Raw genomic sequence first — 18,494 nt, 5'->3', positions numbered from 1 at the left:
CGAACGACCCGGTGTCAGCGGCTTCACCGATCAGAAATCCTCCGCCACGTCGTCAGTTCTGTTAGCCCTCTCGCACCGGTGGAAGGATTAATGACCATGACCGACGCCAGACGGCTGGGCGCCGACGAGGCCACGTTCATCGCGGCGGTCCGCACGGAGGATTCCGGGCGGTTCGCGCTCCTGACCGAGCGCCACCGGCGTGAGCTGCAGGTGCACTGCTACCGGATGCTCGCGAACTACGAGGACGCTCAGGACATGACGCAGGAAACGTTCCTGCGAGCGTGGAACAAGCGGGAGTCGTTCAAGGGCCACGCGGCCCTGCGGACCTGGCTGTACCGGATCGCGACGAACGCCTGCCTCGACTTCCTGGAGAAGCGCACCAACCGCACACCCGTACCGTCCGAGCTGCCGGACCCCGACTCCGAGGTGCTGTACCTGCAGCCGTACCCCGACCGGATGCTCCCCGAGGACCCGCAGGAATCGGTGGTGGCACGGGAGACGATCGAGCTGGCGTTCATCGTCGCCGTCCAGCACCTGCCGCCGCGGCAGCGGGCGGTGTTCATCCTGCGCGACGTCCTCGGCTGGCCGGCGTCGAAAGCCGCCGACGCCCTCGATCTGACCGTCGCATCGGTGACCAGCGCACTGCAGCGGGCCCGTGTGACGATGCGCGAGCAGCTGCCCGACCGCCGCCTCGACTGGCGGAGCCCCGCCACCCACGAGCTGTCGAATGACGAGCGCGGCGCGGTGAAGTCGTACATCGAGGCCCATGAGCGCAACGACCTCGACGGGCTGACGTCCCTACTGCGCGACGACCTGCGCTTCGCGATGCTGCCCGATCCGGGCACCGTGACCACGACGGCCAAGGACGCGGTGGACGGCTGGGTCTCCGGTGGGCTCTTCCAGCGCGGCTACGACGACTGGCGCGGTATCACCACGACGGTCAACCGCATGCCTGCCGCCGTGCTGTACCTCCGCACCCCCGACGACCCGGAGTACCGGCTATTCGCCATCGCGGTCCTGCACATCGTCGACGGGAAGATCGCCGAGCTCACAGGATTCGACGCCGCCGACAAACCATGGCTGGACCTGCCACCGACACTGTGATCACACATGTCACCATCGTCGACGAGTACAGCGCACGCCGCCGTCACCGAAGTCGCCAGGGAATGAGCACCCCGACCGCCTGAACACCAAACGCGACAATGCGAACACCACCGCCCCGCCGGCGTTGCCGGCGGGGAATCTTGATGCCAGAAGATCATCGTTCGGAGCGCAGGGAAGGGCCCGGGGAAGGTTCCCTCAAGGCCGAGGGGTCACGGTGAGCACGCCAGGAAGGGATTTCGTCCTGGCGTCACGAGCCCAGGACCTGGCCCGTGCTCATCGCCTCGTCTCGTATCGGGTCAGTACCACGCCGCCGGGAAACGTCCGCGTCTCCACCAGGTTCAGGTTCACCCAGCTGTCCAGGGCCGTGAAGAACGGCGTGCCGCCGCCCAGCAAGGCCGGTGCGGTGAGCAGCACGTACTCGTCGATCAGCCCGGCCCGCATGGCCGCTGCGGCAAGTGTGGCGCCGCCGATGTCCATGGGGCCGCCGTCTTCGGCCTTGAGCCGGGTGATCTCGGTGACCGCGTCGCCGGTGACCAGGCGGGTGTTCCAGTCGACCGTGCGGGTCGTCGAGGAGAACACCACCTTCGGCATGTCCCGCCAGCGGCGGGCGTACTCGATCTCCGCCGGTGTGGCGCCGGGCTGCTGGTCGGCGGTCGGCCAGTGGGAGCTCATCGTCTCCCACAGTTTGCGCCCGTACAGCGCCAGGCCGGTCGCCCCCACCCGGTCGGACCACCACTGGAACAGCTCGTCGCTCGGTACGCTCCAGCCGAGGTCGTTGCCGGGCGCGGCGATGTAGCCGTCCAGGCTCAGGTTCATGCCGAAGATCAGTTTCCGCATCGTGCCAGCCTCTCGTAGTCGATCTCACACGTACAGACGGGCACGGCGCGCAAACCTAATCGGTGCGCGATCTGCGTCCGCAAATAGTCCTCGCGTTCCGGACTCGGCACGGCGTACTCGGGTGGGCTCGAGCACTACCCACCGAATCTCGACTTCACCCTCGTACGGGCAGCGGCGCACCCATGGCCCAGCTCTCTCCGGCCGCTACTGCCGACTGCCCGGACGGGAAGGCCTTCCACGGCCACCTGCAACAGAGGCTGTCTACTTTCGCAGAGGCGTTGCGGTAGCGCTCGACGCGCTCGCTGCGCGAGCGGGAGTGTGAGCGATCTGGGCCCCCGAACGCCTGATCACACAGCTAGAGCGCCAGCCAGGCCCCCTCACCGCGCTGGAGATCGCCAACCCGTTCCCGACGCTTGGGCATCTCGCTCGGCGACCAGCGGCCGCACGTGCCCGGCAAGATCCGCGAGTACCTACCTCTCCCAGCGCCGACGCAGCTAAGCGTTGTCTTTTCGGCGCCTACTACTGAAGGGACCCCTGAGGGGCAATGCCCCCGACGGCGAGTGCGCCCCGTGAGGGAAAAGAGGCCGGATGCTCCACGGGGGAAGAGCATCCGGCGCGATCACTATAAGGGTGGCAGCACCCGCTACTCGTCGTCGCCGGCGTCCGGGTCGCGCAGCGGTCGGTAGGTGCGTCCGCCCAGGTCGGGCAGGGTGAACGTGTAGTGGCCGTGGACCCGGATGTGGTGGCGAACGTAAGGCGAGAGCCGGGCGACGTCGGCATAGAGCACGGGATAGCCCTGGGCGCGCAGGCCGGCGAGGGCGAGGTCCAGGTAGAGGGTGTTCCACAGGGTGATGCAGTTGAGGACGAGGCCGAGCGCGCCGAGTTGGTCTTCCAGGCCTTCGTGGTAGGCGCGGTGCAGCTCGCCGCGACGGCCGTGGAAGACGTGCCGGGCCAGGTCGTGGCGGCCTTCGTTGAGGTTGCGCATGCCCTTGATCTGGCGCCGGTACGGTTCGTCGTCGACGAAGGTCAGCACGTGCAGGGTCTTGAAGATCCGCCCGTAGCCGGCCAGGGCTTCGCCGAGCTGGGTGAGGTTCCCACCGGTCAACAGCACCCGCAGCGCATCGTAGGCGGAGATCTGCCCGGTGTGGATGGATCCGGCAATGCGAAGCATGTCGGGCCAGTGCCGGCGGATCCGGTCGAGGTCGACGATGCCGCGGGCGGTCGCGTTCAGGGGGCCGTAGTCGGCGGTGCGGTTGATCCGCCACAGCTTGGCATCGGGCAGGTCGGCCAGCTGCGGCCGGTAGTCGAAGCCGAGCAGCTGCAGCAGCCCGAAGACGACGTCGGAGTACGAGCCGGTGTCAGCGATGACGACCTCGGGGCGGCGGCCACCGTCGCGCCGGTAGAGCAGGTCGATGAGGTGCATCGAGTCACGCGGGGTGCCCGACAGCACCATCCCGGCGGTGCCGACGGCCTGGTCGTTGACCGCGTTCAGCCAAGTCGCGCCGCGCCGCTGGCCGAAGTACTTCGGGTTCGGCCGGGCATGGATTGTACGGACCGGCACCACGAACCGCATCCCATCGGCCGCCGCGACCAGACCGCCGCCCCAGGCCCGGGCCAGGCCGATACCGTCCTGGACGTCGATCAGCACCGCGTTCGCCGCAGCGTAGGTCTCCGGCCGCAGGTAGGTAGCGTCGACATGGCTGATCCGGCCTCGGGTCAACCCGGGGATTCCGTCGGAGATCACCGGCCCGAAGCCGACGTTGAGCGCGTGCGCGGTTAACGTCGCGGCGACCGTCACGTGCAGGTCGTCCAGACGGGTGGTCGCCCCCGACAGCGCGGTGAACGCGCCGGCGAAGCCGGGATACCAGGCCATCACCTCCAGGATCAGCTCGCCCAGGTCGATGCGCGGCAGCATCGCCTCCACCCGGTTACGCAGGTCTACCAAGCTCGACGGGTCCGGCACTGCGGTGACCTTCTGCGCATGCAGCCGGCCCTCGTCGTCGAGCCGGGCCGCCGTGTCCACGGCCAGCCCGGCCGCGACCTGCCGCCACGCCTCGTCCAGCGCCGCGGCGTGCCCGCCAAGCAGCTCGCGCGGTTCCTCGGGCAGCTGCAGCGCGTTCAACGCGGGCGCCTTGGCCTGCTGCCAGGCCTCGCCGTCGAGCAGCCGGGCCCGCGGGTCGCCCCAGCGTTCGGAGACCGCGGCGAAGATGTCGCGGCGCTTGAGCCGCTGGTGGAACTGCTCGAGCACGCAGAACACGTACGCGGCCTTGTCCACCGTCTCGAGCAGATCCTCCGGCAGTCGGGCCTGAAAGGCCGACACCAGGTCGGACAGCCGCTGGTGGAGCCGGTCCGTTGCCTGTGCCCGGACCCGCGCGACCAGGCGGGCCAGAGTGCTCACCGCCGGGAGCAGCACCTTGCGCTCGCGCAGCCAGCCCACCGCCGCGTTGAAGAGCGCCTTCGGTCCGTCCCCGGTGGTCCACGCCCGGTCGTCGATCCAGCGCGTCAGGTCAGGCTCCGCCCCGGCGAAATCGGTGTACCCGTACGCCTGGGCGATCTCGCGCTGGTGTTCGAACCGAGTCGGCCGGCGCCGCAGATACTCCTTGGCTACCGACGGATCCGCCGCACCGACCTGCACCGCGACATAGTCGACCGCCTCGGTCGGCACATCCAGCGGATCCTCCAGAAACAGGCCCAGCGCCCGCACCGTGGCCACCTGCAAACCAAACCCGATCCGGTTCTCATCCCGTCGTCGCTCCGCGATCAGGTCCCGGTCCGCGTCATCGAGGAAGAAAAGGCCTTCCAGCTCCGTCGGCGTCAGCCCAGCCGGGAACCGGCCATACGCCGCCGCCTGCTCATCAGTGAGGAACTCAACCGGCACAGGCCGAAACGGTAGAAGATATCGAACATGATCGAAGACAGGTTAACGGTCAGTCGATCACGACAACCGACGTACCCCGAACGTGTCCACCCGGGAGCCCTGCCGATCAAGATCATCCCTAGCGTTACTTTCCGTTCCGATGCTCCTCAAGGGCCGATAGCGGCAGGCGTATCAGGCAAGCCTTAGAGCAGATCAAGACGGAGGCAGTGGCATGAAAATCTTCAGCTACGAGGACGAGCCTGAGATCACCATGGACCCCGAGACCCGCCGGGCCTTAGTCAGGCAGCTACTCGGCCCCGACGCGCCGCCTGCGTGGTGCGAGCTCGTCGAGGCCCTGGCGATCCTCGCCCCGGCCCACAACAACGACATCAGCCCGCTGCACTGCACGCCGGGTGAGCTGACCGTCTGTGCCCAGCCGGCTGGGGTACCCATTACCGAGATCGAGCGGCTGGAGGAGATCGGCTTCCATGTCGCCCATGACGAGGAGGACTTCACGTCGACCCGGTTCGGCAGCGCCTGAGCTTCCTCACTGATGAGCAGACGGCCACCTATGGCCGGTTCCCGCAGGCGTTGACGCCTGCGGCTACGACCCGAGGACCCGGCCGACACCAGCCCCGAAGGCGCAGCACGCGCGGACTGGCCGGACGCAGTTGCCTGCCGCCGCGCTCCGAAATCTCTTCGCCTTCCCGGCTCGCCGGGTGATGAGCAGGACAACGCGCCGGCAATCAGGGGCGGAGCCAGCGGTCGAACCACGCGCGGGTCCGACGCATGACGTCGAGCTGGTGGGTGCGTTCCTGGATCGAGTGGCCCTCTCTCGGGTAGGTCACGAACTCGTGCTCGACGCCGAAGTGGCGCAGTGCACGGTGGAGATACATGGCCTGCCCGAGGGGGACGTTGGTGTCCTCGGCGCCGTGCAGGATGAGCGCCGGAGTACGGATGCGGCTGGCGTAGGAGATCGGGCTGACTGCGTCATGGGGGTGCGGGCCGATGCCGGACCAGCCGGTGCTGCCTCCGAGCGCGGCTTCGAACTGGCCGTTCTCCCCGGTGGCGGCGAGCATGCCCCAGTCGCTGACGCCGGCGCCGACCAGCGCGGCGCGGAACCGTTCGGTTTGGCTGATGGCCCAGGCGGACATGAACCCGCCGTGGCTCCAGCCAGCGATGCCCAGCCGGTCGGAATCGGCGATGCCCTGGGTGATGAGCAGGTCAATGCCGGTCAGGATGTCGGTCCACTCCTGCTGGCCGACCCGGCCGGCGACGCTGGCAGCGAACTGGTGGCCGTGCCCCTGACCACCACGGGGGTTGGGCAGGAACACCGCGTAGCCGGCGGCGGCCAGCCACTGTGCGCTGGGGAACCAGAACAACTGGCAACGGTCGGCGTAGCGGTCGTACGGGCCGCCGTGCACGATCGTGACGAGTGGGAACGGGCCCTCGGACGCGTTCTTTCCGGCTGGGAGGACGAGCAATCCGTCCAAGTCGAGGCCGTCGGAGGCACGGTAGGTCAAAGGTTCTTGCGTGCCGAGAGTGATGCCGTCCAGTTCCGGGCGAGTATTCGTGATCTTCCGCAGCGGCCCAGCCGGTGGCCCGAGATGAACGTTGGCAGGCTGATAGCGGCTGCCGGTCAGCACCGCGATGGCCTCGCCGCTGCGCGTGGTGGTGAGGCCGTCGAGGCGCCCGGGGTGCCGCGACAGGATCGTAAGACCCGTGGGGTCGAGCCGGGCCAGGGTCGCGTTCAGGCCGTCGGCGAACACGACCAGTGGGACGGCATCGGTCTGGCGCAGCTCGGTGGGACACATCGAGAGACCGACTGTTCGATTGCGCTGGATGCGGTCGACCAGGGCCAGGTCGAACACGGCGGTGCCGGCTTGGAGGACCGGTGGAGTGAGTGCGATGTAGCCGAGGTGCCAACCGTCCTCGGCGAGCCACCAGGCCAGAGAGCGCGCTTCGGCCTCGGCCGGTCCAAGGTCCTCTGCTGTCCCAGTGACCGGGTCGAACAGGTGCAGCCGGCCGGTGCGGGGACCGTAGTCGTTGTCGGCGCTCGCTCGGGTGAGCACGGCGACGGGCCCGCCGTCGGGCCGTTGCTGCAGTTCTACGACGTGCCGGTCGCCGAACGCGTCCGGCGTGGCGATCCGGCCGGTACGTAGGTCAAGCAGGCGCAACCGGGCACACGGTTCCCGCTCGCCGACGACAACGGCGTCGTCGCGATCCCGGGCACGGCGCGCGTCCTGCTCGGTGGGTTCGTCCTCGGCGAGCAGAGCGACCAAGCCAGGGGCGGCCAGTGGTTGGTGGTCGATGATGCCGGAACGCCAGCTGGTCAACGCGGTCACCCTGCCATCGGCGGGGACAAGCCGGTGCAGCTGCGGGATACCGCGTTCGGCACGGTCCGAGAGGAAGAACAGCGTGTTCGAGTCCGCGGACCAGCGTGGCCGGGACTCCGTTGCGGTGTCGCCCGTCACCCTGCCCGCAGCGTCGGTGCCATCGATGTTGAAGAGCCAGACTTCAGTGTTGAGGTGGTCACCGGTCCGGCTGGTGGGAGCAAGGACGTAGCTGAGCAGATGCCCGCTGGGGGCGAGAGCCGGGGCCTGCGGGGTGCACCCATCAACAACAAGTTCGGCGGTCAGACCTGTCATGCGATCAGTCTGCCGACATCAACACCGCACTACGCGACCGAGTTGGCACGACGCGCCAGGTCAGCAGGAGTGCCGATAAGCAGCGGTAGCCTCAAGATCACCGTTAGCGCTACTTTTCATTCTGATGTTCCTCAAGGGCCGCGGCCTGTTCGGGCAGGTCGATGTCGGTGTCGTCGGCGACGTCGGCGCACGGCACCAGCCGCACGGCGTCACCCTGCGCCCGTAGGTAGTCCCGGGCGCCCCGGTCCCCGATCGCCGCCGCCGCGACGCTGGCCCAGTGGTGACGGCCGAGCAGCACCGGATGCCCGCGACGACCGTCCTGGTAGGTGGCCACCGCGAGGGAGTCGGCGGTGGCGTCGCGGGCGACCCGGCGTACCGCATCGGGGGTCAGGCCAGGCATGTCGACCAACGTGACCACGGTTGCCACGGCCGTGCCGGACGTCAGGGCGGACAGCCCGGCCCGCAGAGACGAGCCCATGCCCGTCTCCCAGTCGTCGTTGAGCACCACGGTGGGTAGCCGCGTCCGGGCGCGGATCCGGTCGGCCTGCGCCCCGAGCACCACCACGACCGGCCGGCAGCCGGCGGCCGTGAGGATCTCCGCGGCGTGCTCCACCAGGAGCCGCCCCCGGTACGACAGGAGAGCCTTCGGCATGCCGAACCGGCGGCCGGCACCCGCCGCGAGGAGCAGTCCCGCCGTAGCCATGCGCGGAGTGTAGCCCCGGCTCTCCTTCGGTTCTGGCTTCTCGGAGCCCGCCTGAACCAGGCCGCGAAGAGCTCCGGGGGTGATCCGGCCGGCCCGGAGGGCTAGCATGCATCTCGTATCTGCTGTCACGTGTTTGTGGTGAGGTGCCGGATGGCTGGGACGCGATAGTGGCACGTTCCGGTGACCGGCCGGGCCGGCGGCTGCGGGTGGCGGTCGACGCCGCCGGGGCGGATCTCGGCCCGGAGCCCGTCGTCGCCGGCGCGCTGGCCGCGGCCGCGACCGTGGACGTGCTGATGGTCGGCCCGCCGGCGCTCGTCCGTCCCCTGCTGCCCGGTGGAGTCCCGCCGCCCGGCGTACGACTGGTGGACGCCCCCGACGTGGTCGCGATGGCCGAGGATCCGGTGGCCGCGACGTACTCCAAGCGGCGCTCCTCACTCCTGGTCGCCGCTGGGGAGGTGGCGGCGGGTCGGGCCGACGCCATGGTGACCGCGGGCAACACCGGCGCGGCGGTGCTCGCCGCTGCCGTCCGGATGGGTCGGGTGCCGGGGGTGAGCAACCCGGCCCTGGCGATGGTGCTGCCGGTGCCCGGCGCCGGCCCGACCGTGCTGCTGGACATCGGCGCGACCGCCGCGGCCGTGCCCGAGTGGCTGGTCGAGTTCGCGGTGCTGGGCGCGGAGTACGCACGGGCTCGGCTGGGGCTGGCCCGACCGAGGATCGGCCTGCTGTCCAACGGCCACGAGGCGGTCAAGGGCGGGCCGGTACGCCGCGACGCGCACCTCCTGCTGGCCACGATGCCCGGTTACACCGGCCAGATCGAGGCGTACGACGTGCTCGGAGGCCGCGTCGACGTGGCGGTGACCGACGGATTCACCGGTGACGTGGCGCTGAAGACGTACGAGCGCACGTTGGACGCGACCGTCGGTTTGGCGCTGGACGCGGTGCGGGCGTTCTCGCCGATCGGCGTCCTGGCCCGGGACCGGCAGCGGCGGGTGACCCGGGCGGTGCGTGACGGGCTCGCGGCCGAGCCGGGCGGGGCGCTGCTCGGGGTAGGCGGTGTGTGCGTGATCTGTCACGGGACGGCCACGGCGGCCGACGTCGAGGCGAGCGTGGGAATCGCCGGGGAGTGTTTCCGCTCGGGTGTGGTGGGGCGGATCGCCGGGGCGTTCGCGGCGTCGTCCCGGCAGCGACTCCGGGGGCGACGCAGCCCCGTCGACGGCTGAACTATCCATTCTTGTATCTGGCTTTGCGAAGACGAGCGTTGATATGGTTCCGGGATTCCTGGCATGAGGGTGGTGCGATGTCACAACAGATGATCCAGGTCAGCGATCTGCGCCGGTCGTTCGGCACGACGGCGGCGGTCGACGGGGTGAGCTTCGAGGTCGCCGCGGGTGAGGTGGTCGGTCTGCTCGGGCCCAACGGCGCGGGGAAGACCACCACCATCCACTGTCTCACCACGCTGCTGAGGCCGGACGCCGGCACCGCCCGCGTCGCCGGCTTCGACGTGGTCGACCAGGGCTCCGAGGTGCGCCGCAGCATCGCGGTCACCGGGCAGTTCGCGGCGCTCGACGAACTGCTGACCGGCCGGGAGAACCTGGTCCTGTTCGGCCGGCTGCTCGGGCTGGGCCGGCGCGCCGCCGCCACCCGGGCCGACGAGCTCGTCGAGCGCTTCGACCTGGGCGAGGTGGCGGGCAAGGCGGTCCGCACGTACTCCGGTGGCCTGCGCCGCCGCCTCGACCTGGCCGCGAGCCTGGTGGTCGACCGGCCCGTGCTGATCCTCGACGAGCCGACCACCGGGCTGGACCCGCGCAGCCGGCGGGCGCTCTGGGAGATCGTCCGGGAGTTGCGCGACGCCGGCACCGCCGTCCTGCTCACCACGCAGTACCTGGAGGAGGCGGACCAGTTGGCCGGGCGGGTCCTGCTCATCGACCACGGCAGGGTCGTCGCCGAGGGCACCCCGGACGAGCTCAAGCGTCAGCTCGGCGGCGCGGTCTGCGAGGTGCGGGTGGAGGACCCACGGGCGCGGGCGGTCGCGGTCGAGCAGCTGCGTGCCGCCTTCCCGGGGCTGACCGAGGACGAGGACGTGCTGCGGCTCGCCGCCGGTTCCGGCACGCTGACCGAGGTCGTCCGGCGGCTCGAATCAGCCGGCGTGGAGGCCGACGACGTCACCGTCCGGCGGCCCATCCTGGACGAGGTGTTCCTCTCGGTGACCGGGTCCCTCGACGCGGACGCGGACCGGTCCAGGATGGCGCCGGGCGTGGCGGGGGCCGGCCGGTGAGCACCACGGCCAATGCCGGGGCCAGCCCGCTGCGGCAGTTCACCGTCCTGGCCGCCCGTAACCTCCAGCAGGCCCGCGCCGGCCGGTCGGTTGGCCTGACCGTCGTCTTTCCGCTCGCGTTCTTCGCCGGCTTCATGGTCGTCTTCCGACGGCTGATGTCCGACTACGGGATCGCCTACGAGCAGTTCCTCCCGCCGGCGATCGTTGTGCAGACCACCGCCCTGGTCGCCATGTCGGCCTGCTACATGATCGCCGGCGATGCTCGCAGCGGCCTGATCGCCCGCTACCGGACGCTGCCGATGAGCGCGGTCGTGGTGCCGGCGGCTCGGCTCGTGGTGGACGCTGCCCGGGCCGCCGTCGCGGTGGCGGTGATCCTCGTCGCCGCGGTGCTGGTCGGGTTCCGGTTCAGCGCGGGCGCGGCCGGCGCGGCGGGTTTCGTGCTGCTGGCGGTCGGCTTCGCGGTGGTACTTGCGGCTGGTTGCGCGGCCCTGGGGCTGGGCGCCCGTGACCCGGAGCAGGTGTACTCGGCGCTGACCCTGCCGTACCTGGTGCTCACCACGGTCTCCACCGCCTTCGTCCCGGTCGACGCTTTCCCGGGCTGGCTGCAACCGGTGGTGGAGGTGTCGCCGTTCTCCGCCCAGGTCGACGCGTTGCGCGCGCTGTCCACCGAGGGCGCCGAGCAGAGGGTGTGGCCGGCCCTCGTCTGGCTGCTGGTCCTGGGGCTGCTGTTCGGAGTGGCCGCGGCACGTTCGTTTCGGAGGAGCCGATGAGTACCGTCACGCAGGCCTCGCTGTTCGCCGGGCGCAACCTTCGCCGGTTCTTCCGGGCGCCGCCCGCGCTGGTCTACTCGTTCGCGTTTCCGGTGCTGCTCCTGCTCACCCAGTACGCGGTCTTCGGCCGGATCGTCGGTGACGGCGACCGGCAGCACTACCTGGAGCGGTTGGCCCCACTGGTGGTGCTGTCCACCGCCGCGTTCGGGTCGCCGTCGAGCGCCGTCGGGTTCCTGCGTGACCTGCGGGGCGGGCTGGTCGACCGGCTGCGCACCATGCCGGTGGCGCCGGGGGCGCTGCTGGCCGGCCGGGTCGCCGGGGACGTGCTGCGCATCGTCCTGATCGGAGCGCTCACCACGGGCGTGGCGATGTTGCTGGGTTTCCGGTTCCGGGAGGGGCCGCTGGCGGTCGTCGGCTTCTTCGCGGTGATCGCGCTGTTCGGCCTGATGTGGGCGGCGATCGCGCTGTGGCGGGGGTCGGGGCCCGGTGACGAGGAGTCGCTGCCGCCGTCACTGACCGGTCCGGCGACCCTGTTGTTCATCTTCTCCTCGGGTTTCGTGCCGGTGTCGGCGTTCCCGTCGGTGGTGCAGCCGGTGGTGCGGGCCAACCCCTTCTCGGTCGCCACCGAGGCGTTGGTGGGCCTGTCCAGCGGCGGGCCGGTCCTCGTTCCGGTGCTGCAGACGATCGCCTGGGTGCTTGGGTTGGGCACGGTCTGCCTGCTGGTGGCCCTGCGCCGGTTCGGCCGGCGCACGGCTCGCTGAAAGCAGTCGGAGCCGGTCAGACCGGGCTGGCCATCCGGTAGAGCATCTGTTGACCGCCGGTGGCGAGCAGCAGCCCGGTGTCCGACCAGACGCGGGCGCGGGCGCCGAGCACCCCGCCGGTGGCGGCGGCGGCTTCCCCCTCCACCAGCAGCCAGCCGGCGCCGTTGTCGCCGCCCTGGAAACCCACGTACAGGTCCATGCTCGGGGCCATGAAGGTGGTCCGCTCGAACGCCTGCACGACCGCCGGGAACTGCACCACGTCGACGGCGAAGACCAGCCGGGCCGCCGCCAGCCAGGGGCCGGCGTCGGCGGGTAGCTCCTCGTGCAACCGCAGCCAGCCCCGGATGGTCGGTACGCCGTCGCGTTGCGGCTCCCAGCCGCCGGCGGGCCAGCCGGCCAGGCGTACCTCGTAGCACCGCTCCCAGATCGGCAGCACGGGCAGGCCGTCGCGGCGCATGAGCTCGACCAGGGTGGGCAACTCGTCGGGCTTGGGCAGGTCCGGTGGCGGCATCCAGCGTCGCTCCGGGCCGAGCAGCCCGGCGGCGATGGTCCAGACGTGTGCGGTGAGCAGGGTCCGGCCGCGTTGCCGCAAGGTGACGTGCAGGGCGGCGGTGCGGCGGGTGCCGTGCACCCGGGTCACCTCGATGTCGACCTCGCCGTAGCGCGGTGGTGCGAGGAACTGGCAGTTCAGGCTCACCGGCAGCATGGCGCCGGCCTCCTCGCCCGCCGCGCGCAGCGCGATCGCGGCCAGGTAGCCGCCGTTGGGCCCCCACACCGACCAGTCCTCGGCCAGGTGGGCGCGGTACCGGCCCGGCGCGGTCTGCCGCACCGCGGCGTCGTCCGCGAGACTGGCCATCGAGGACCCCTTCCGGTGTTGGAACGCGTAAAAACAAGATACTGCAGATCAAAAGCAGATACGAGTACGATGCGGCGCATGGATCTGCATGACAGCGCCGAGGAGGCGGAGTTCCGGGCGGGACTGCGCGAGTGGCTGGCGGGCGCGGTGCCGGCGACCACCGGGCCGGACGGGGCCCCACCACAGGGGCGGTGGGGCGACATCGCCGCGGTGCGGTCGTTCACCTCCGCCCTGCACGCCGCCGGGTACGCCGGCCTGACCTGGCCGGCCGAGTACGGCGGGCGCGGGTTGGCCCCGGCGTACCAGGCGATCTACCTGGAGGAGACGGCCCGCGCCGAGGCCGCCGAGCACATCGGAGTCATCGGCCTCGGCATGGTCGGGCCGACGATCATCGCCTGCGGATCGCCGGAGCAGCGCGCCTGGTACCTGCCGCGGATCCTCACCGGAGAGAGCATCTTCTGCCAGGGCTTCTCCGAGCCGGAGGCGGGCAGCGACCTGTCCGCCGTGCGGACCGCCGCGCGCCACGAGGGCGACGAGCTGGTGGTGACCGGGCGCAAGGTGTGGTCGTCGTACGCGCACCTCGCCGACCACTGCCTGCTGCTGGCGCGCACCGATCCGCAGCAGCGGCGCCACCGGGGGCTGTCCTGCCTGCTCGTGGACCTGCGCTCGCCCGGCGTCACGGTCCGACCGATCCGCCAGATGACCGGTGCGGCGGAGTTTGCCGAGATCGAGTTCGAAGAGGTCCGGGTGCCGCTCGACGCGGTGGTGGGTGGGATCGGTGAGGGCTGGCGGGTCGCGATGACCACCCTCGCTCACGAGCGGGGCACGTTCGGGTTCACCCTGACCGCCCGGCTGGAGGTGGCGTTCCGGCGCCTGGTCGCGACCGCGCGGGCCCGGGGCCGGGACACCGACCCCCTGGTACGCGACCAGATCGCCGCCCGCTACGTCGAGCTGGAGGGTCTGCGTTGGACCAACCGGCGCGGGCTGGCCGAGCTGGCGCGTACCGGGGTGCCGGGCCCGGAGACCTCGGTGATCAAACTGCGCTGGTCGCAGGCGCACCAGCGGCTGACCACCCTGGCCGTGCAACTGCTCGGCGCCGGCGCCGAACCGGACGGCTGGGACCGCTACTGGCGGCACCAGATGCTGCGCAGCCGCGCCAACACCATCGAGGGCGGCACCTCCGAGGTGCTGCGCAACCTGGTCGCCGAGCGCGTACTGGGCCTGCCCCGGTCGTACTGACCCGCGCCTCGCGGCGACGCCCACGACGAGGAGAGACCCCATGGACTTCGCACTGACCGGCGAACAGGAGACGCTGCGGGACACCGCGGCCAAGTACCTCGCCGACGACCGGTCCCTGAGCGACGGCCGGGCCTGGACCGAGATGACCGACCTCGGCTGGCTGGACGCGGAGCTGGGCACGGTCGAGCTGGCGCTGCTCGCCGAGCAGCTCGGCTGGGCGCGCAGCCCGTCGCCCTGGTGGGCCACGATCGGGCTGGCCGGTCCGGCGCTTCGGGCGGCGGGTCGCCCTCTCTGCGCTCCCGCGACGCTGGCCTGGGCCGAGGAGAACGGCCCGGGCACTCTCGCCGGCGCCGTGGCCGCTGTCCGTCGGCCGGTGACCGACCCGGCGCTCGGCTGCGCCGTCGCCTCCGACGGGACACTGACCGGACGCAAGGTCCGAGTGCCGAACGTGACCGAAGCCGTGGACCTGGTGGTGACGGCGAGCGGCCCGCGCGGCGTCGAGCTGCGTCTGGTCGACGCGTCCGCGTTGCGGCCGGCGCCGGCCGGTGCCGGCGGGCAGGCGCTCGACCCGACCCGGCCCGTCGCGACGGTGGAGCTGACCGGCGTACCCTCGGCGCCCCTCGTGGCCGCGGACGCCGCAGCCGACGTGCTCGCGGTGACCCGACGGCGGAGCCTGGCGCTGCTCGCCGCCGAGGCCGTCGGCGTGGCGGCGAGAGCTCTGTCGTGGGCCAGCGGGTACGCCGCCACCCGGACCCAGTTCGGCCAGCCGATCGGTGCGAACCAGGCGGTCGCGCATCCGCTGGCCGAGAGTTACGGGCAGGTCGAGACGGCCCGGTCGCTGGCCTACCGGGCCGCGTGGTCGGTCGACGCGGAGCCGGGCCCGATCGCCGACCGGGCGGTGCTCACGGCCAGCGTGGCGGCCCGCGAGGCCGCGATGACCGCCTGCGAGGCGGCCATCCAGACCCACGGCGGCAGTGGCTTCACCTGGGAGCAGCCACTGCACCACTGGTACCGCCGGGCGTGGTGGTTGGCCACCTACGACGGGACGGTCGCGGACGTTCGGGGCGAGCTGGCCGGGCTGCTGCTCGACGGCTGAGCCCGCCGGCCGCGCGCCGGATCAGCCGGCGGGGATCAGGACGAGCCGGGTCGGTAGGAGCCGAAGCTCCACAGGTTGCCCTCGGCGTCGCGGACGGAGTATCCCTGGCCTCCGTAGTCCTCGTCGCGGAGCTTCTGCACGACCTCGGCGCCGGCGGCGACGACCCGCTCGTAGTGCGCTGCCACGTCGTCGATGACCACATAGGTCGCGGCGGGCCCGGTGTCCAGGACCATCCGGCCGTCGCTGCCGTCCGTCTGCGAACCGAGCATGATCATGCCGCTGCCCCAGGTGAGCTGTGCGTGACTGATGGAGTCGTCCGGACCGGGGACGACCAACTCCTCGCGGAAGCCGACGACGTCGACCAGCCACCGGATGGCGGCCGGAGCGTCGCGGTAGCGCAGGGTGGGGATGACTTCCGGGCCTCTACTCATACACGAGAGTCTAATGAAGAATCGCGGATAGCACATGTGATGCGTCCTGGCATGTCGTGTATTCGGCTAGGCTGACCCCATGCTTCGCTACGACTACGTGATCGTCGGCGCGGGTGCGGCGGGCGCGGTGCTGGCGGCCCGCCTGAGCGAGGACGCGGCCCGTTCCGTGCTGCTGTTGGAGGCCGGCCCCGACCTCGTCGGAGCGGCCGTGCCCGAGGCGTTGCGGACCGGCTCGGTGGAGGCCGAGGACGGCTTCGACTGGGACCTGCGGGCGACCGTCGTCGCCGGCCGGGAAGCGCCGCTGAGGCGCGGCCGGGTGGTTGGCGGTTCGACGCAGATCAACGACCGGGGCGCGATGCGTGCCCCGGCCGCCGATTTCGTCGGGTGGGGCGCCCGCGGCCTGCCGGAGTGGGACTGGCCGGCGGTCCTGCCGGCCTTTCGCCGACTGGAGAGCGACCAGCAGTTCGGCGAGCGCGACCACCACGGCGCCGACGGTCCCGTCCCGATCACCCGCTGGTCGCGCGGCGAGCTGACACCCGCGATGGACGGCTTCCTGCAGGCCGCGCTCAACCTCGGGCACGACTACCAGGACGACATGAACGCCCCCGACGCCGTCGGCATCGGGATGTATCCGCAGAACCGGCGCGACCGGCTGCGGATGTCGACCGCGCTCACCCACCTGGACCCGGCCCGGTCCCGGCCCAATCTGGTCGTCCGGGGCGACGCCGAGGTCGAGCGCGTGCTGCTGGCCGACGGGCGGGCGGTGGGCGTGCAGGTCGCGGGGGAGACCATCGGCGCCGGGGAGGTGATCCTCTGCGCCGGCTCGCCGTACAGCCCGGCCCTTCTGCTGCGCTCCGGGATCGGCCCCGCCGACGAGTTGCGCGCCGCAGGGATCACACCGCTGGTCGACGTGCCGGGCGTGGGCACCGACGTCATCGACCAGCCCGGCGCGATCATCCTGGTGGTGCCCGAGCCGGAGACGGTGGGCGGCGACTGGCCGCGTACGCAGCTCATCGCACGGCTCGCCGGCATCCCGGGGCACGAGGCCGACCAGGCGTTCTATTTGAGCCTGTTCACCGGCATGAGCACCTCCCGGGGCGCCGGCGCGGGTCTGGACCGGATCATCGGCGCCGACCTGGTCAACACCGTGATGATCGGCGACATGGCGATGGCGTCGCGGGGGCGGATCGCCGTGCGCGACGCCAGCGGAACGGCCCCCGTCGTGGGCCTCAACTTCTACTCCGCCGACGGTGACCTCGCCCGGATGCGCGACGCGTACCGGCACGCGTGGGAGATCGCCAACCAGGCCGCCTTCACCAAGACGGTCGCCCGGTTCGCGCTCGTCGACGACGCGGTCGTGGGCGACGACGAGCAACTGGACCACCTGCTGCGCGCCACCACGTACAGCCGGTTGAACCTGGTCGGTGGCGCCCGGATGGGCGCGGCGGACGACCCGGGCGCGGTCGTCGACGGCCGGTGCCGGGTGCGCGGCGTGGCCAACCTGCGGGTGGTGGACGCGTCCATCGTGCCAGTGCCGCTGCGCGCGCCCGCCGCGTTGACCAGCATCATGATCGGTGAGCGGGGCGCCGAGCTGATCGCGGGCGAGCGCTAACGGCGCAGCAGTGTCGACAGTGCCGCGCCCGGGTTGGCCACGACGGCCCGGGCGACGGTGACGTAGCCGTCGAGCAGCCGGACGGCGTCCGCCGGCGCCAGCCGTGGCGTGTGGAACAGCACCACCCGCAGCCCGTTCCCGCGCGGCGCGAGCGCCAGCTCGGTGCCGAAGCGGCTGCCGATCGCCTCCGGGACGAGCAACTCGAACTCGGTGTCGCCGACGCGGACGCGGTGCGCCAGCTCGGCCATCATCTGGAACACCACGTCGTCGACCCGGCCGCCCAGGTTGGCACTGCCGGTGGACACGGCCTGGTAGGGCTGCTCCTGGTTGGCGAAGGCGGCGGCGGTCGTCGCGTGGGTCGCCTGCACCAGGGCCTGGAAGGTGGCGAACGGCGGCAGCCGGGTGCGCAGCACCACCATGTTGGCGCAGAAGCCGACGGTGCCCTGGCTCTCCGGCCGGCTCCGGTTGGCGAACAGCGAGGCGACGGCGAGATCGCCCTGCCCGGTCACGCGGTGCAGGACCGCGTAGTAGACGGCCAGGGCCACGGTGAACAGCGTCGTGCGGTGGCGCCGGGCCAGGGCGCGCAACCCGTCGGCGACGCCGGTGTCGAGATCCCGGGCCAGCACGCCCGGGGTGGCCCCCGGTGGCGGCTCGCGGTACGGCAGGCGCGGCAGCCGCAGCCCGGTCAGCTGGTCGCGCCAGAACGCGCGTTGCCGTTCCAGCTCCGCGCCGGCCAGCCGATCCTCCTGCCAGGCCACGAACTGCGGGTACTGCCAGTGCACCGGGGGCAGCTCGGCGGGTGACCCGGTGCAGAGGGTGCGCAGCTCCTCGAAGAGCAGCCCGCACGACCAGGCGTCGGTGACCAGGTGGTGCATGGTGAAGCAGAGGATCACCTCGTGGTCGGTGACCCGCCAGGCGGTGGCCCGGGTCGGCCAGTGTGCGACGTCCACCCGGGTGGCCAGCTCCGCGGCGACGGCCGCGTCGGCCGCGGCGTGCGGATCGGGCTCGCCCCGCAGGTCGACCACGGTGAGCTCGACGGGCCGCGGCTCGTGCACCAGCTGGGACAGCCGTGGCCCCCGCCCCGTGAAGGTGGTCCGCAGCGCCTCGTGCCGCGCGGTCAGCGCGGTCAGCGCCCGCCGCACCGTAACCACATCGACGTCGCCGGAGAGACGGCACAGCAGTGGGCAGTTCAACGCCCCGTGGTCCGCCCGGTAGTGCTCGATGATGCCGAGCAGCCGCTGTCCCACGGAGGCCGGTACGGGTCGGGGAGCCACGGCACGACCGTACCGCCCGTCGTTGTATCTG

The 18,494-nt window shown here is 71.5% G+C and carries 16 protein-coding genes; 9 read left to right on the top strand and 7 right to left on the bottom strand.

The genetic code is table 11. From position 1 onward, the window contains the following. The first annotated feature begins 96 nt into the window (after positions 1 to 96). Positions 97 to 1,104, top strand: coding sequence for an RNA polymerase subunit sigma-70 (locus ABZU69_RS16925; RefSeq protein ID WP_354965255.1), 1,008 nt, complete (start codon positions 97 to 99; stop codon positions 1,102 to 1,104). A 273-nt stretch (positions 1,105 to 1,377) separates the two neighbouring features. Here the strand turns inward: ABZU69_RS16925 and ABZU69_RS16920 are convergent, their stop codons facing one another. Then, positions 1,378 to 1,941: a dihydrofolate reductase family protein gene (locus ABZU69_RS16920; protein WP_354965254.1), complete on the bottom strand. Its 564-nt coding sequence runs from the start codon at positions 1,939 to 1,941 to the stop codon at positions 1,378 to 1,380. Positions 1,942 to 2,584: 643 nt separating this feature from the next. Next, on the bottom strand, positions 2,585 to 4,819 hold the full coding sequence (locus ABZU69_RS16915) for a Tn3 family transposase (protein WP_354965253.1): 2,235 nt from the start codon (positions 4,817 to 4,819) through the stop codon (positions 2,585 to 2,587). A 211-nt stretch (positions 4,820 to 5,030) separates the two neighbouring features. Here ABZU69_RS16915 and ABZU69_RS16910 point away from each other — a divergent pair, with 211 nt between their 5' ends. After that, positions 5,031 to 5,339, top strand: a complete 309-nt coding sequence (locus ABZU69_RS16910) for a hypothetical protein (RefSeq protein WP_354965252.1) — start codon at positions 5,031 to 5,033, stop codon at positions 5,337 to 5,339. A gap of 205 nt (positions 5,340 to 5,544) precedes the next feature. On the opposite strand, the gene ABZU69_RS16905 is transcribed toward ABZU69_RS16910, so the two are convergent. Further along, on the bottom strand, positions 5,545 to 7,446 hold the full coding sequence (locus ABZU69_RS16905) for a prolyl oligopeptidase family serine peptidase (RefSeq protein WP_354965251.1): 1,902 nt from the start codon (positions 7,444 to 7,446) through the stop codon (positions 5,545 to 5,547). 109 nt (positions 7,447 to 7,555) lie between these two features. Then, the gene (locus tag ABZU69_RS16900; RefSeq protein WP_354965250.1) at positions 7,556 to 8,149 is read right to left on the bottom strand and encodes a nucleotidyltransferase family protein; all 594 of its coding nucleotides are present in this window, start codon (positions 8,147 to 8,149) and stop codon (positions 7,556 to 7,558) included. Positions 8,150 to 8,316: 167 nt separating this feature from the next. On the opposite strand from ABZU69_RS16900, the gene ABZU69_RS16895 reads away from it, so the two are divergent. The 4 genes from ABZU69_RS16895 to ABZU69_RS16880 all read left to right on the top strand — a co-directional run bounded on the left by ABZU69_RS16895 (position 8,317) and on the right by ABZU69_RS16880 (position 11,955). Beyond that, positions 8,317 to 9,369, top strand: coding sequence for a phosphate acyltransferase PlsX (locus ABZU69_RS16895; protein WP_354965249.1), 1,053 nt, complete (start codon positions 8,317 to 8,319; stop codon positions 9,367 to 9,369). Between the two features lie 77 nt (positions 9,370 to 9,446). Beyond that, positions 9,447 to 10,424: an ATP-binding cassette domain-containing protein gene (locus ABZU69_RS16890; protein WP_354965248.1), complete on the top strand. Its 978-nt coding sequence runs from the start codon at positions 9,447 to 9,449 to the stop codon at positions 10,422 to 10,424. Continuing rightward, entirely contained in the window at positions 10,421 to 11,194 is a 774-nt protein-coding gene (locus tag ABZU69_RS16885) for an ABC transporter permease (RefSeq protein ID WP_354965247.1), read from the top strand. The genes ABZU69_RS16890 and ABZU69_RS16885 overlap by 4 nt, the downstream gene beginning before the upstream one ends. Then, positions 11,191 to 11,955, top strand: a complete 765-nt coding sequence (locus tag ABZU69_RS16880; RefSeq protein ID WP_354965246.1) for an ABC transporter permease — start codon at positions 11,191 to 11,193, stop codon at positions 11,953 to 11,955. The genes ABZU69_RS16885 and ABZU69_RS16880 overlap by 4 nt, the downstream gene beginning before the upstream one ends. Before the next feature lie 16 nt (positions 11,956 to 11,971). On the opposite strand, the gene ABZU69_RS16875 is transcribed toward ABZU69_RS16880, so the two are convergent. After that, positions 11,972 to 12,811 (bottom strand): thioesterase family protein, encoded by an 840-nt coding sequence (locus ABZU69_RS16875; RefSeq protein WP_354965245.1) that lies wholly within the window; start codon positions 12,809 to 12,811, stop codon positions 11,972 to 11,974. A 78-nt stretch (positions 12,812 to 12,889) separates the two neighbouring features. Here ABZU69_RS16875 and ABZU69_RS16870 point away from each other — a divergent pair, with 78 nt between their 5' ends. Continuing rightward, the gene (locus ABZU69_RS16870; RefSeq protein WP_354965244.1) at positions 12,890 to 14,050 is read left to right on the top strand and encodes an acyl-CoA dehydrogenase family protein; all 1,161 of its coding nucleotides are present in this window, start codon (positions 12,890 to 12,892) and stop codon (positions 14,048 to 14,050) included. Between the two features lie 40 nt (positions 14,051 to 14,090). Beyond that, complete coding sequence (locus tag ABZU69_RS16865; RefSeq protein WP_354965243.1) at positions 14,091 to 15,146, top strand: acyl-CoA dehydrogenase family protein; 1,056 nt, start codon at positions 14,091 to 14,093, stop codon at positions 15,144 to 15,146. 35 nt (positions 15,147 to 15,181) lie between these two features. On the opposite strand, the gene ABZU69_RS16860 is transcribed toward ABZU69_RS16865, so the two are convergent. Beyond that, positions 15,182 to 15,577 carry a VOC family protein gene (locus ABZU69_RS16860; protein WP_354965242.1) on the bottom strand — a complete coding sequence of 132 codons (396 nt, stop codon included), beginning with the start codon at positions 15,575 to 15,577 and terminating at the stop codon, positions 15,182 to 15,184. Positions 15,578 to 15,656: 79 nt separating this feature from the next. Between ABZU69_RS16860 and ABZU69_RS16855 the strand changes: the two genes are divergently transcribed. Continuing rightward, entirely contained in the window at positions 15,657 to 17,189 is a 1,533-nt protein-coding gene (locus ABZU69_RS16855; RefSeq protein ID WP_354965241.1) for a GMC family oxidoreductase N-terminal domain-containing protein, read from the top strand. Here ABZU69_RS16855 and ABZU69_RS16850 read toward each other — a convergent pair. Continuing rightward, positions 17,186 to 18,463: a condensation domain-containing protein gene (locus tag ABZU69_RS16850; protein ID WP_354965240.1), complete on the bottom strand. Its 1,278-nt coding sequence runs from the start codon at positions 18,461 to 18,463 to the stop codon at positions 17,186 to 17,188. The genes ABZU69_RS16855 and ABZU69_RS16850 overlap by 4 nt on opposite strands. Between the last annotated feature and the right edge of the window lie 31 nt (positions 18,464 to 18,494).

It is taken from the genome of Micromonospora sp. NPDC005206, assembly GCF_040608175.1.
In the GTDB taxonomy this organism is placed as follows: domain Bacteria; phylum Actinomycetota; class Actinomycetes; order Mycobacteriales; family Micromonosporaceae; genus Micromonospora.
The sequence above is the reverse complement of the archived record's forward strand: the minus strand, read 5'-3'. Positions and strand labels throughout refer to the sequence as shown.